Origin of the sequence: Peribacillus sp. NPDC006672, from assembly GCF_050274955.1 — a bacterium.
Taxonomy (GTDB): domain Bacteria; phylum Bacillota; class Bacilli; order Bacillales; family DSM-1321; genus Peribacillus.
The window spans coordinates 1-13,686 of the sequence record NZ_JBNNOR010000015.1 but is presented as its reverse complement, the minus strand read 5'-3'; the positions used below and the strand labels follow the sequence as shown (position 1 = coordinate 13,686).

General features: G+C 41.9%; 13 protein-coding genes. 9 read left to right on the top strand and 4 right to left on the bottom strand.

The window, feature by feature from the left end:
• The 8 genes from ACQKKK_RS20700 to ACQKKK_RS20665 all read left to right on the top strand — a co-directional run bounded on the left by ACQKKK_RS20700 (position 1) and on the right by ACQKKK_RS20665 (position 7,925).
• Positions 1-741: an ABC transporter ATP-binding protein gene (locus ACQKKK_RS20700; protein WP_427618718.1), complete on the top strand. Its 741-nt coding sequence runs from the start codon at positions 1-3 to the stop codon at positions 739-741.
• Complete coding sequence (locus tag ACQKKK_RS20695; RefSeq protein ID WP_427618716.1) at positions 689-1,858, top strand: ABC transporter permease; 1,170 nt, start codon at positions 689-691, stop codon at positions 1,856-1,858. Before ACQKKK_RS20700 ends, ACQKKK_RS20695 begins: the two co-directional genes overlap by 53 nt.
• Before the next feature lie 109 nt (positions 1,859-1,967).
• The gene (locus ACQKKK_RS20690; RefSeq protein WP_427618714.1) at positions 1,968-2,639 is read left to right on the top strand and encodes a response regulator transcription factor; all 672 of its coding nucleotides are present in this window, start codon (positions 1,968-1,970) and stop codon (positions 2,637-2,639) included.
• 10 nt (positions 2,640-2,649) lie between these two features.
• Positions 2,650-3,888, top strand: a complete 1,239-nt coding sequence (locus ACQKKK_RS20685) for a sensor histidine kinase (protein WP_427618713.1) — start codon at positions 2,650-2,652, stop codon at positions 3,886-3,888.
• Between the two features lie 126 nt (positions 3,889-4,014).
• Positions 4,015-4,476, top strand: a complete 462-nt coding sequence (locus ACQKKK_RS20680; protein ID WP_427618712.1) for a hypothetical protein — start codon at positions 4,015-4,017, stop codon at positions 4,474-4,476.
• Positions 4,477-4,728: 252 nt separating this feature from the next.
• A complete protein-coding gene (locus ACQKKK_RS20675; RefSeq protein WP_427618711.1) occupies positions 4,729-5,913 on the top strand; it encodes a NupC/NupG family nucleoside CNT transporter in 1,185 nt (394 codons plus the stop codon).
• 172 nt (positions 5,914-6,085) lie between these two features.
• Positions 6,086-7,045 carry a peptide-methionine (R)-S-oxide reductase MsrB gene (gene msrB, locus ACQKKK_RS20670; protein WP_427618709.1) on the top strand — a complete coding sequence of 320 codons (960 nt, stop codon included), beginning with the start codon at positions 6,086-6,088 and terminating at the stop codon, positions 7,043-7,045.
• 22 nt (positions 7,046-7,067) lie between these two features.
• Positions 7,068-7,925, top strand: a complete 858-nt coding sequence (locus ACQKKK_RS20665; RefSeq protein ID WP_427618707.1) for an STAS domain-containing protein — start codon at positions 7,068-7,070, stop codon at positions 7,923-7,925.
• Positions 7,926-7,988: 63 nt separating this feature from the next.
• On the opposite strand, the gene ACQKKK_RS20660 is transcribed toward ACQKKK_RS20665, so the two are convergent.
• From ACQKKK_RS20660 to ACQKKK_RS20645, 4 genes are all read right to left on the bottom strand, one after another.
• Positions 7,989-9,641 carry a glutamine--tRNA ligase/YqeY domain fusion protein gene (locus ACQKKK_RS20660; RefSeq protein ID WP_427618706.1) on the bottom strand — a complete coding sequence of 551 codons (1,653 nt, stop codon included), beginning with the start codon at positions 9,639-9,641 and terminating at the stop codon, positions 7,989-7,991.
• Between the two features lie 333 nt (positions 9,642-9,974).
• Positions 9,975-10,715: an amino acid ABC transporter ATP-binding protein gene (locus ACQKKK_RS20655; protein ID WP_427618704.1), complete on the bottom strand. Its 741-nt coding sequence runs from the start codon at positions 10,713-10,715 to the stop codon at positions 9,975-9,977.
• An 11-nt stretch (positions 10,716-10,726) separates the two neighbouring features.
• Positions 10,727-11,392, bottom strand: a complete 666-nt coding sequence (locus ACQKKK_RS20650) for an amino acid ABC transporter permease (RefSeq protein WP_061465866.1) — start codon at positions 11,390-11,392, stop codon at positions 10,727-10,729.
• Between the two features lie 26 nt (positions 11,393-11,418).
• Positions 11,419-12,198 carry a transporter substrate-binding domain-containing protein gene (locus ACQKKK_RS20645; RefSeq protein ID WP_427618702.1) on the bottom strand — a complete coding sequence of 260 codons (780 nt, stop codon included), beginning with the start codon at positions 12,196-12,198 and terminating at the stop codon, positions 11,419-11,421.
• A 467-nt stretch (positions 12,199-12,665) separates the two neighbouring features.
• Between ACQKKK_RS20645 and purU the strand changes: the two genes are divergently transcribed.
• On the top strand, positions 12,666-13,568 hold the full coding sequence (gene purU, locus ACQKKK_RS20640; RefSeq protein WP_427618700.1) for a formyltetrahydrofolate deformylase: 903 nt from the start codon (positions 12,666-12,668) through the stop codon (positions 13,566-13,568).
• Positions 13,569-13,686: the final 118 nt, after the last annotated feature.

Sequence of the window (13,686 nt, the reverse complement as noted above, 5' to 3'; positions counted from 1 at the left end):
ATGGCGAAACCCATCATAAAAATTAAGAACATGTCTAAATCATATGAATTGGGCGGCGAAACGGTTAAGGCACTTCAAGATGTCTGTCTTGCAATCGATAAAGGTGATTTCATTTCGATCATCGGTCCTTCTGGGTCAGGGAAATCGACGTTCATGAATATGATTGGCTGCCTTGACAAGCCTGACATAGGTGAATACCTTCTTGATGGAAAAGAAGTGGAAAAGATGAAGGATAATGAGTTAGCTGCCATTCGTAATATTAAAATAGGATTTATCTTTCAAAATTTTAACCTGTTGGCAAAACTGTCAGCGTTGGAGAATGTCGAACTTCCCCTGGTTTATAGAGGGGCAAGCGTGAAGGAAAGAAGAGAAGTGGCCAATGCATGCCTTGATATGGTAGGCCTGAGTGACCGGAAGAATCATCTGCCGACCCAACTGTCGGGCGGACAGCAGCAAAGAGTTGCGATTGCAAGGGCACTTGCCGGTAATCCTCCCGTTTTATTGGCGGATGAGCCGACGGGGGCCCTGGATAGTAAAACGAGTAAAGAAGTGCTACAGATGCTGAAAGAATTGAACGAAAAGGGACAAACAATCATTCTTATAACCCATGACTTGGAAGTGGCAAAAGAAGCGACTCGTGTCGTCCGGATACAGGATGGTCAGCTATTTGAAAACGGAGGTGATTGGATTGAATCTGAGCGAATCAATGAAGATGGCTATACGCAGTATCAAAACCAATAAAGTCAGAGCATTTTTAACCATGCTTGGAATCATAATTGGAGTTGCCTCCGTAATCGTTTTGGTTTCGATCGGGCAAGGTTCCTCACAGTCCGTTCAGGATGAGATCAATAGCCTGGGAACGAACTTGATAACGGTAAGTGTCACGGATACCGACTCCGTGAAGCTGACGGATGATACAATTGAACAGTTTAAAGATCTGAACGGGATATCGGAAGTGGCGCCTGTGGTCACCGGACGCGTTTATGCAAAAAACGGGGAAGCTACGGCACAGGTTTCAATGACCGGTACAACTTCATCCTACTTATCAGTTAGGGATCTGGAGCTCAGTCAAGGCCGGTTTTTGACGGATATGGAAACGGAATTACGCTCCAAGGTCGTTGTCCTGGGGTCGGATACAGCCAACACGCTTTTTGAAAATCAAAAAGCTGTGGACCAGAACGTGCTCATCGGCGGTGTTTCCTATCGCGTGATCGGTGTCCTGAAATCAGTAGGCACCTCAATGGGATCGAGCGGGGATGATGTAATCATTGCCCCGATCACTACTGCCGAAAGGGCTACAGGCAGCACGACAATCGGAACCGTATATTTAAAAGCGGAGAACGAGAATATCATAGATAGGGCGATGTATCAGGTACAAGGTGCGATGACCACATCATTCCCAGAACAGAGTGATAACTATTCGGTGTCCAATCAAGAAGATCTGATGGATACAATGAGCTCTGTGTCGGATACGTTCACACTCATGCTTGGCGGTATTGCCAGTATTTCGTTACTGGTGGGCGGAATTGGAATCATGAATATCATGTTGGTTTCCGTCTCAGAGAGGACGAAGGAAATCGGGATTAGAAAAGCGATTGGGGCAAATCGGAAGTCGATTCTTCTTCAGTTTTTAATTGAAGCGATGGTCCTGAGCTGCTTAGGGGGACTATTGGGAGTCGGAATTGGATTGGGAATTGCAAAATTGATTTCAGTTTTTTCAAGTTTAACGATCAGTTATTCATGGTCGGTAACACTGTTTGCCTTTTTATTCTCCATTTTAATCGGGATAATGTTTGGCGTATTTCCTGCCAATAAGGCATCCAAACTGAATCCAATCCAGGCACTGCGTCACGAATGAACATTCAATTTGAAGAAAGCAGGCGATTAAAAGCCCGCTTTCTTTTGCATATGAAAAAGGATAAAATCAACATATATATCACAATTGAGGCGGTTGGGAGGTACCCTGGATGAAGGTTTTGGTGGTAGAAGATAATGTTTCATTATTAGAATCGATCCGACAAATTTTGACGGATGAATATGAAGTGGATACAGCGGATAATGGGGAAGATGGGTTATTCATGGCTCAGCAAAGTATATACGATATCATCATTTTGGATGTAATGCTTCCGGGAATCGATGGATTTGAAATCGTACGGAACATCAGGGAAGCAAAAATAGATACAAGTGTCTTGTTCTTGACGGCAAAAGATGCACTTGAGGATCGTGTCAGAGGATTGGAAATGGGTGGCGATGATTATTTAGTCAAGCCGTTTCAGGCACCGGAACTTAAGGCCAGGATTCGTGCCCTGCTTCGAAGGAGTGGCATTATATCGCTTGAGCAGCATGTGAAATACCGTGGAATTGAACTGTTGGAAAGAGAAAAGGATATTTTGGTTGATGGAAAGGTCATTAAAATGACCTTGAAACAGTTTGAATTACTGGAATACCTAATTCGAAATAATGGGAAAATACTGACCCGTGAGCAGATTTTCGACCGCATTTGGGGATTTGATTCAGATACGACGATTGCCATTGTTGAAGTGTTCATCCATCACCTTAGAAAAAAACTGGAACCTTTCAATTACCATAAAGATATTCAAACCGTTCGGGGTATCGGTTATATGCTAAAACAACCATAAGGGGATCGTTATGTTCCAAAAAACACGACTTCAACTAACATTATTGAATTCTATCGTCTTTATTGTTTTAATAGCCATTTTAAGCAGAACGATCTATTTCTATACGGAAAATCAAATCTATAAGGATGTCAATGATTCACTTAAACAGGATTACAGGGATTTCAATAATGGAGGCATGCGAGGCGGACGTCCGCAAGGTGAGTTTCTTTTAGGACCTGGGCCAAGCGTCATCGTTTGGGGACCGGATGAGACGATCATTGAGCCAAGACTGAGTGTAGATAATTTTATTAAGGTTAATGAATCGGATTTTTACCCTAAAAGATTTGATGAGATTGAAGAAATATCGGTAATTGGGCAGACGTATCGCGCACTTTCCACCAAGGTCGATACAGAGTATGGAGAGATGACGGTACAATTCATCAGGAATGTGGATACAGAAAAAGAAATGCTCGATCGATTGCTGCTCATATTGTTTGTTGGTGGAGGAATTGGAAGTCTAGTGGCGGTAGGCGCTGGATACCTTCTGGCAGGACGGGCCCTGATTCCGGTCAAGAAATCCTGGGATCAGCAGCAGCAGTTTGTCTCGGATGCTTCGCATGAAATTCGAACGCCGCTTGCTGTCATTCAATCGCGGGCTGATTTGCTATTTCAATCACCGAACGCGACAATCGAAGAAAAGGCCGTTGATATATCCATCATATCGAAAGAAGTCCGGCGATTGAATAAGCTTGTTAACGGACTTTTAACCTTGACCAGAACGGATTCGAATCAAATGGAAGTTAAGAAATCGAACTTTTTCCTTGATGACTTACTTTTGGATATCGTGGAACAGTATACGGATATAGCTTCTTTTCAAGAGAAATCAATCATTAGCCATGCTCCCGAACAGGTGGTGTTTCATGGGGATAAAGAGAGAATTCATCAGCTATTGGTGATCTTGGTGGATAATGCTATGAAATTCACCGAGGAAGGCGGGGAGATTTCGCTATCCTGCATCAAGAATGCTTCATCCATCATTCTTACTGTAGAGGATAATGGAAAAGGCATTCCACAGGAAGATCTCCCCTTGATTTTTAACCGTTTTTATCAAGTCGAGCAATCCCGTTCAGCAAATGAAGGCTCCGGCTTAGGTTTATCCATAGCCAAATGGATTGTAAACACACATCAAGGGAACATCAAGGTTACGAGTGAACAGAATGTACGCACCCGTTTTGAAATCACTTTTCCGAGAAATCAAAAGAAAAATTAATCCACCTTAAGATGCCATCCAATACGAAAAAGACCCTTACTTTTTTCCTTGTTGCTTAAGGAAAAATTAAGGGTCTTTTTAGATAATCATCTTATAAATATTAATTTTCGGAGGAGAAGACCATTGATGAAAAGACTTGGTAAAATACACTTTTTGGTTGGAATATTGGCTTCAGCCATTTTAATGGCCCAAGCAGTCATCGGGATCATGATGTATGTGGATGGCAGCGGCAATGAACCCGTGAATCGACAAGCGATGATGGGTCAGCCTACCGACCGCAGCCCAACAGAATCGGATGATACGGAAAAATCGGCTAATAGCAGTGTGGCCGCCGATGATTCAACTGCGGAAACGGCATCTATTAATACGCAGGGCAATATGGGGACAACTCCTCAAGGCGGGCCTAATGGTTCTGGAACGCAAGGAGAGATGCCAAGCGGTGGCGGTTTCCAAGGCAGAGACTCTTTTGCAGGGAAATTTATCGACTTTTATCAAGGGTCAGGCGGCCTGGCTGCATCCACCATCATCTTTGTCGTTGGAGGCTTTGGATTAGTCACATCGGTGATATCCAGAAAAAAAGCAGCCTAAAAAGTCAATAATACTTGAAGAAAGAGAAGGTTCCTTTCGAAGGGGAGCCTTCTTTTTGAACTATTATTGTCACTAATTGTTAACTTATAAATGGAAATAATAATTGCACTTGAAAAAATATTAGTTTAATATAAACTTCTAGAGAGGTACGTACAAGTATTTTGGATAAAAGAGAAAACGTTTGCATAAATTTTTTGAGGGTACCCTACTATTAATGCACGATCATTAAATTCACCTTAGTGGAGGCAGAATATGAAATTTCTGATAGCAATTTTAGGACTGCTTATTGTTTTTGGACTAGCTATTTTAGTGAGTAGTGACCGCAGGAAAGTTAAGATTAAACCGATCATACTGATGGTGATCATTCAGTTTATTTTAACTTATCTATTATTAAATACGAAGTTCGGTTTAGTGATCATCAATTCGATAGCCGATGGTTTCGGAAAACTTTTGGAATGGGCAAATGAAGGGATCACTTTTGTATTTGGCGGGATTGTAAACGAAGGAGCATCGCCCTTCTTTTTAAATGTCCTTCTACCTATCGTATTCATCTCAGCATTAATCGGGATTTTACAGCACTTCAAGATTCTTCCCTTCATCATGAAGTGGATTGGATTCGTGCTAAGTAAGGTAAATGGGATGGGTAAATTGGAATCTTACAATGCTGTCGCATCAGCAATAGTCGGCCAATCCGAGGTTTTCATCACCTTGAAAAAACAACTCGGTGCCATTCCGCCATCACGCATGTATACGCTTTGTGCGTCAGCCATGTCAACCGTATCGATGTCGATAGTCGGTGCTTATATGACAATGATTGAACCAAAGTATGTTGTGACGGCTATTGTTATTAACATGTTTGGTGGATTTATCATTGCATCCATTATTAACCCTTATACGGTAACGGATGAAGACGATATTCTCCCAGTTGAAGAAGGCGCAGAGAAGCAGTCTTTCTTCGAAATGCTTGGGGAATATATCATGGATGGATTTAAGGTTGCTATCACTGTTGCAGCGATGTTAATTGGTTTCGTTGCATTAATTGCAGGAATCAACAGCTTATTCGATATGATCCTCGGCATCAGCTTCCAAGACATCCTGGGGTATATCTTTGCACCGTTTGCCTTTATCATGGGTATACCGATTTCAGAAACAGTGACTGCAGGCGGAATCATGGCGACGAAGCTAGTGACGAATGAATTCGTTGCCATGCTGAGCTTAGGGGAAGCATCATCGGCATTGAGCGATAGGACGATAGGGATCGTTTCGGTTTTCTTGGTTTCATTCGCTAATTTTTCATCTATTGGAATCATTGCTGGTGCGGTCAAAGGCCTGCATGAAAAACAGGGGAATGTTGTGGCTCGTTTCGGCTTGAAGCTGCTATACGGCGCGACTCTTGTCAGTATCCTATCAGCGATCATCGTAAGTGTAATACTTTAAGAAACCGTAATATGCAAATGGATTTAACATAAAAGGTACTTGGGATTACTCCTAAGTGCCTCTTTTTTATTTGTTCAGCAAAGATAAAGAAAGCTATTGTTTTGAATTTGAAGATATTTGGCTTGCTGGTATATAATACATAAAATGACTAGCCATGAAAGGGGAGTTGAGGATGACGATGAATGATAAAGAAACAGCAATCTTTGCAGGAGGCTGTTTTTGGTGCATGGTTGCTCCCTTTGATGAAATGGATGGAATCCTTAGCGTAACATCGGGTTATACGGGCGGTAGTTTTGCCGCGCCTAGTTACAAACAAGTGATTACCGGTTCGACTGATCATGTTGAAGCGGTTCAAGTGGAATTCGATCCATCAATCATTTCCTATAAAGCGTTATTAGAGATATTTTGGCACCAAATCGATCCAACGGATGACGGTGGCCAGTTCTCGGATAGGGGAAAGCAATACAAGGCAGCCGTTTTCTATCTTAATGAACGACAGAAACAGGAAGCAGAGGAATCGAAGGAAGCTTTAATGTTGAGCGGACGGTTTAAGAAACCTATCGTTACGGGCATTTTACCATCGGGTAAATTTTACGCGGCAGAGGAATACCATCAAGAATTCCATCGGAAAAATCAATTTTGCTATGCATTGTATCGTAAAGGTTCAGGCCGTGATGCTTTCATTAAGGAAAATTGGCCTAAGGATAATGCACATCTTAGAAAGACCTTAACCGAGAGTCAATTCCATGTCACCCAGGAAAATGGCACGGAGCCGCCATTCGATAATGCTTATTGGGATCACTTTGAAGAAGGCATTTATGTGGATGTCGTTTCAGGGGAGCCCCTTTTCAGTTCACGGAATAAGTATGATAGCGGATGTGGGTGGCCAAGCTTTACGAAGCCAATTATGTCGGCAAGCGTCAATGAAAAAATGGATCTTAGCCACCGAATGGCCCGGACCGAGGTGCGCAGCAGGGACGCCGATTCCCACCTTGGACATGTTTTTCCTGATGGCCCGAGTCCTAAAGGCACGAGATATTGCATTAACTCTTCGGCCCTTCGATTTATTCCTAGAAGTGAAATGGAGAGAGAGGGATATGGTGACTTAATATTACTTTTTAAAATGAAATAACTAGTGAGATAGGGGAACACATATGGATAAAATAGATGAAAATTTATATCAATATATCCTTGATAACTCATCCAAAATTACGGAAAACTGGCTGTCTTTAAGGGAAAAGCAGTCTGGATCCATCTATTCAATGGATTCAAATAAGGAAATCGAAAAGCTTCTTAGAGAACAGAATACATTGACCATCAAGACAGTGACAAGTGCTTTACTTGAAGATAAAACTGCTTTTATTGAAACACTGGAACAGTGGGCCACACTTGTCGCTAAAAGCAGGGTTGAATCGGACACACCCATTTACGAAGTGTTGGAAGCACTTAATAAGGTGCGGGATGCATATTGGGGATTTATCACTGATTATATGCTAAAGGATGATACGGGGATTACGAAGGATACAATCATCCGTTGGAGCCGGCTTATTAATCGTGCATTCGATCAATTGAACCGTGAGTTCACGGAGCAGTATTATCTTTTGACAAAAGAACGATTACTGGCTCAACAAGATTTGATTAATGAACTGGGCGCACCTGTCATTCCTATTGTTGATGCCATTGCGGTTTTGCCGTTAATCGGTGAAATCGATTCCTGCCGGGCAAAGGAAATCTTAAATGAAACTCCAAGTAAATGCATTAGCAAAAATGTTTCTCACTTATTCATCGATTTATCGGGAGTTTCCCTTTTAGACACGATGGTTGCCCATCAAATTTTTCAATTGATAAGTACCCTGAGCCTGTTGGGCATTCAATCGACCATTTCCGGTATTCGTCCTGAAGTAGCCCAGACATCGATTCAGTTAGGACTTGATTTTAGTCAAGTTGCGACACACAGTACTCTTAAACAGGCCCTTTCCAAGCAGGGTATCAAACTTTACGAGAGAAAATGATATAAGGGTGCAGAGAGTGAAAAGAACCAGATCCCGCTAGGAATCTGGTTCTTTTCAGTGACTCTATAACTTGAAGGAACTTTTCAGACCAACAATTTGGTTGAAGACCAATTGACCGGGCGAAGTGAGTTTTGAATCAACATTGTAATAGCCATGCCTGAAGAATTGGAATTTATCCTGAGGCTTAACATCTTTCATGTTAGGCTCGACAAAGCCTTGTAAAATTTCTACAGAATCAGGGTTTACCCGCTCCAAGAATGATTTTTCTTCTTCATCTGCATTTTCCTTATCCAAAATTAAAGGCTGATAGTTACGGAATTCTGCTGAAACGGCTTGTGTAGCTTCGATCCAGTGCAATGTACCTTTTACTTTACGGCCAGTGAAACCCGATCCGCTTTTCGTTTCAATGTCGTATGTGCAGCGAAGTTCAATGACGTTACCGTCTGCGTCTTTTATCACTTCTTCACATTTAATGAAATAAGCATGTTTTAAACGGACTTCATTGCCCGGGAAAAGACGGAAATACTTTTTCGGCGGGTTTTCCATGAAATCGTCCTGTTCGATATATATTTCACGTGAAAATGGGATTTGCCGTGTGCCCATTTCCGGAACTTCCGGATTGACCTCAGCATCAAGCCATTCAATCTCACCTTCCGGGTAGTTGGTGATGACCACTTTAAGCGGGTTTAGAATAGCCATGGTCCGCGGAGCCTTCAGCTTTAAGTCTTCCCTCACGAAATGATCGAGCATTTGAGAGTCTACAACACCGGTTGTTTTTCCGACACCTATCTCTTGGCAAAATGCACGAATCGCTTCGGGTGTATACCCGCGTCTTCGTAATCCCGAAACGGTAGGCATCCGTGGGTCGTCCCAGCCGTCCACGAAGCCCTCATCCACGAGCTGCTTCAGTTTTCGCTTGCTCATTACTGTATTAGTCAGGTTAAGCCGGCCAAATTCATATTGTTTTGGTTTGCTGTCCATATCACAATTTTCAACGATCCAGTCATAAAGGGGGCGTTGATCTTCGAACTCAAGCGTACAAATGGAGTGAGTGACTCCCTCGATAGCATCTTCAATAGGGTGGGCAAAGGCATACATCGGATAGATGCACCATTTGTTGCCGGTATTATGATGTTCTGTATGGGAGATACGGTATATAACGGGATCGCGCAAGTTTATGTTAGGTGAGCTCATATCGATTTTTGCACGCAATACTTTTGCGCCGTTCCCGAATTCGCCGCTGCGCATCTTTTCAAATAGTTCAAGGTTTTCCTCTACGGTTCTATTGCGGTAGGGGCTATCTTTCCCTGGCTCGGTCAGCGTTCCGCGATATTCACGGATTTGATCGGCATTAAGGTCGTCCACATATGCCAATCCTTTATTGATGAGCAGTACAGCTCTCTTATACATTTCATCAAAATAGTCGGAAGCGAAGAAAAGGTTATCCCAGTCGTAACCGAGCCATTTTACATCTTCCTTAATGGAATTGACATACTCGATATCTTCTTTCAATGGATTCGTATCATCGAAACGAAGGTTTGTTTTCCCATTGAAATCATCAGCCACCCCAAAATTCAAAATAATTGATTTGGCGTGCCCGATATGTAAATATCCATTAGGCTCAGGAGGGAAGCGGGTGATGACATGATCATGTTTTCCGGACTCTAGATCATCTTTTATAATATTTTTAATAAAATTCGAAGAGTTATTTTCCAACTGAATTCGACCTCTTTCATTTATATACTTCTTTTAATTTTACCTGTATATATACCATAAATACAGATATTTTTCCATATTCGAGCCGGAATCAGGGTTTTGGGTCATGTTCTGAAATAATTCATCAAGTATATATTTTGTACAGTCAGATTGAAAATATCCCTGAAATTTCGATCATATTAATGAAGAACTATCTAACTGGCAATTAAAGAAAACATGAACGGGTTATATATGCAAAATAAGCAATACAGGAATTCACGCCTGTATTGCTTATAATGATGTCCGGGCTCAGGCCGGATTATCCGTAGTGAAGGACGAATTCTTCCCGCCAAATTAAAAGACTGTCGTTTGCAGGAATTCTTTTGTACGGTCTTCTTTTGGGTTGGTGAAGAATTCTTTTGGCGGGCCGCTTTCGACAACCCGTCCATTATGCATGAAGACAATCCAATCCCCAACTTCACGTGCAAAGCTCATTTCATGTGTAACGACTACCATTGTCATCCCTTCCAAGGCAAGTTCCTTCATCGTAGCAAGAACCTCCCCGACAAGTTCGGGATCCAGTGCGGAGGTAGGCTCATCAAAGAGTAGGATATCAGGTTTCATGGCAAGGGCGCGGGCAATGGCAACACGTTGTTTCTGACCACCTGAGAGCTTGCTTGGATAGACATCCGCTTTATCTGATAAACCGACTTTGGCAAGCAATGCTTTTGCTTCTTCAATAGCCTGGGACTTAGGGACCTTTTTGACGTGAGTCGGTGCTTCGATGACATTTTCAAGTACGGTCATATGCGGGAAGAGATAGAAATGCTGAAAAACCATTCCGACTTTTTCACGGATTTTATTAATATCATGGGCACCAGGTTTGATTTCCGTTCCTTCAATAAGGATTTGCCCGCTGTCCTTCTTCTCCAAATAATTCAAACAGCGGAGAAGTGTACTTTTTCCGGAACCGCTTGATCCGATCAGACAGACAACATCGCTATCCAATACCTTCATATCAATATCTTTGAGTACATGTAGGTTTCCATACGATTTATTTAAATTCCTAATGCGAATCATTTCTTTTTGTTCCATTTCAATTCCTCCTATCGATCACTAATGGACAGTTTCTTTTCGAATAAATTGACGATAATGGTCAGGAATGCCACTAGAATCAAGTAGTAGACCGCTACAATCAATAAATAAGTCATTTCATCGAAATTATTGGAACCTAACGTAGTGGCTACGTTAAACAGCTCATTCATGGATATGAAGGCTGCCAGTGATGAATCCTTCAGACCGATGATGAATTGGTTGCCTAGCGGCGGCAATGCACGACGGAAGGCTTGAGGTAAGATGATTCTTCTTAATGTGAGCGAATTGCTCATGCCAAGGGATCGTCCGGCCTCCATTTGGCCTTTGTCGATGGATTGGATTGTACCACGTAAAATTTCAGAGATATAAGCTCCATTATGGAATGCCAGGGCAAGTGACGCCGCCCAGAAGTCTGGTAGTAAGAAGAGATTGCTGATACCGAAATAGAGTATGAAAATCTGTACGATAAGCGGTGTACCCCGTACCAGGAATACATATGTATCTGAAATCCATGCAAGAATTTTTATATTTGATATTTTTAAAAGTGCAAATAACAACCCAATGATGATTCCCACCAATATGGAGACTACCGTCAGTTCCAATGTGAGGAGCATGGCTCGGATGAATACGTCCGAGGAGCTAAATAATGTATCAAAAAAATGTGAAAAACTTGGCAATGTAATGACTCCCTTTCTATCAATCTTTATTCAGGCTTAGTTGTGATATCCTCACCAAAGTACTTTTTACTGATTTCCGCAAGTGTTCCATCTTTCCGGAGGTTTTCGAGTGCTTCATTGATGCGTGCAAGCAGCTGTGGGTTGTCGTTAGGCAGTACGATGGCCTGCTCGCTTCGTTCTATCAATTGTCGTCCTTTGATGTCGAAACCTTCCTTGGTCGCTTCCTTGCCGGTTACAAAGTCGGTGATGACGGCATCATGACGCCCTCCGTCCAATGCTTTCAGGGCGGTGATATCACTATCATAGGTTTTTACATTGGTTGTATACTTTTCTGCTGTGGTTGCGTAAGTGGAGCCTTTAGAAGCCGCAACTTCCTTTCCTTTTAAATCTTCGACCGTTTTAATATCACTATCTGAGCGGACGAAAATTTGAGGACCTGAGTAGTAATAAGGGGTGGAGAAGGCAACATGTTTACTTCGTTCTTCATTAATTGTATGACTGGCAACTGCGGCATCTGCCCGACCGGTTTTGACACCTTCTACTATACCTTTGAATTTTATCCGTTTAGGTACTGGCTCTAGGCCGAGTTCTTTGGCTATTGCATCGCCAACTTCAATATCGAATCCTGTTACGGTCATGTCATCATTGACATAACTGAATGGCTTGAATTCGCCTGAGGCAGCGAATACAAACTGTTCCTTATTGATCAGCTTACTCCCATCCTCTAGCTGGTCTTTTTTAGCACAGCCGGACAGAAGTCCAAGAATAACCAGAATGGATAGAATGAATGTAACTGATGATTTCATGATAATTTCATTTCCCCCTTTGAAAAAACTAATAGAATGGTCTATACCCTTATGAGGTAGTGAATAACCTCATTCACTAAGGAAAATAAAACCGAAGTAAAAAAGATGGCCCGGATTATGCCGACTTTTCATTCATGAATCCCTTTACTATGCACTTCTTAAAGGTTCTCGTCCTTTACCTTCATTTCCTTCTAAATTAACGGAAATTTCTCAAAATTATGGATAGTGGAGATTTAAGGGGTAAGAAATTTCAGGTGGACTCATCTTTAGGTGAATTGAATTTGGAACAATTTAGGATGATGATTTAAACTCTATCGAAAGAGAAAGGAAATGAGATAAAACTGTGAAGGATAACAGAAAAGCTTCGTAATTGTCTGCCAATAAAATCCTGAATTGATTGACTGACTTTAATTTTGCCTATGAAGTGAAGTATAATATAGCAAAATAGAAGAAGGGCAGTTGGGAAAATGGTAAGCAACTTTGTGCAAGAACAATTACAGGAATTTCGCGAAAAAAATCAAGATAGAGGCCGTTTAATTATAAAATGTCCGGACCAGCCAGGAATTGTTTCAACAGTTACAGCCTTTCTTAAAGAATATGATGCAAATATTGTTGAATTGAGCCAGTATTCGATGAACCCTGAGGGCGGAACCTTTTTCACCAGGATCGAATTCGATTGTCCAGGATTAAAGGATAAGGCAACGGATATGAAACTGGCATTTCAGGAAGTTTCGACAAGATTTTCAATGCAATGGACATTTAACCATGTAAGTGATTTGAAGAGGACGGCAATCTTCGTTTCCAAGGAACCGCATTGCCTTCTGGAATTGCTATGGGAGTGGCAAAGCGGGGATTTATTAGCTGATATTGCGCTAGTCATCAGTAATCATGAAGATACGAGGCAAATTGTCGAATCGATGGGTATCCCTTTTTATTATATTCCTGCAAATAAGGATATACGTAAGGAAGTTGAGACAAAACAGCTTGGACTTTTGGAAGAGTTCAATGTGGACCTAATTGTACTAGCTAGGTATATGCAGATATTGACGCCGGATTTCGTAGCTGCCCATCCAAACAAAATCATCAATATACATCATTCATTTTTACCTGCATTCATTGGTGCCCGGCCTTATGAAAGAGCTTATGACAGAGGTGTTAAGCTGATTGGGGCGACTTCCCATTATGTGACGAATGATTTGGATGAAGGTCCAATCATCGAGCAGGATATTGAACGTGTGGACCATCGCGATTCAGCAGGGGATATGAAGAAAATCGGTCGTTCAGCTGAACGCAGAGTGCTGGCACGTGCAGTTAAATGGCATTTGGAGGACCGTGTCCTAGTTCATGAAAATAAAACGGTAGTCTTTTAAAGTTAAAAACCCCCTTGGTTTGCCGAGGGCACTGAAAAAGTCCCTTCGGGCCAATAGAGGTAGATTTTCTCAGTTTATTCTGAGGAAATCTACCTTTTTTTGTTTTATAATCAAGGTA

Bases quoted from the DNA above. Each gene is read 5' to 3' on its own strand.
- ACQKKK_RS20700 (WP_427618718.1), top strand. From the start codon at position 1: ATGGCGAAACCCATCATAAAAATTAAGAACATGTCTAAATCATATGAA.
- ACQKKK_RS20690 (WP_427618714.1), top strand. From the start codon at position 1,968: ATGAAGGTTTTGGTGGTAGAAGATAATGTTTCATTATTAGAATCGATC.
- ACQKKK_RS20685 (WP_427618713.1), top strand. From the start codon at position 2,650: ATGTTCCAAAAAACACGACTTCAACTAACATTATTGAATTCTATCGTC.
- ACQKKK_RS20680 (WP_427618712.1), top strand. From the start codon at position 4,015: ATGAAAAGACTTGGTAAAATACACTTTTTGGTTGGAATATTGGCTTCA.
- ACQKKK_RS20675 (WP_427618711.1), top strand. From the start codon at position 4,729: ATGAAATTTCTGATAGCAATTTTAGGACTGCTTATTGTTTTTGGACTA.
- msrB (WP_427618709.1), top strand. From the start codon at position 6,086: ATGACGATGAATGATAAAGAAACAGCAATCTTTGCAGGAGGCTGTTTT.
- ACQKKK_RS20665 (WP_427618707.1), top strand. From the start codon at position 7,068: ATGGATAAAATAGATGAAAATTTATATCAATATATCCTTGATAACTCA.
- ACQKKK_RS20655 (WP_427618704.1), bottom strand. From the start codon at position 10,715: ATGGAACAAAAAGAAATGATTCGCATTAGGAATTTAAATAAATCGTAT.
- ACQKKK_RS20645 (WP_427618702.1), bottom strand. From the start codon at position 12,198: ATGAAATCATCAGTTACATTCATTCTATCCATTCTGGTTATTCTTGGA.
- purU (WP_427618700.1), top strand. From the start codon at position 12,666: ATGGTAAGCAACTTTGTGCAAGAACAATTACAGGAATTTCGCGAAAAA.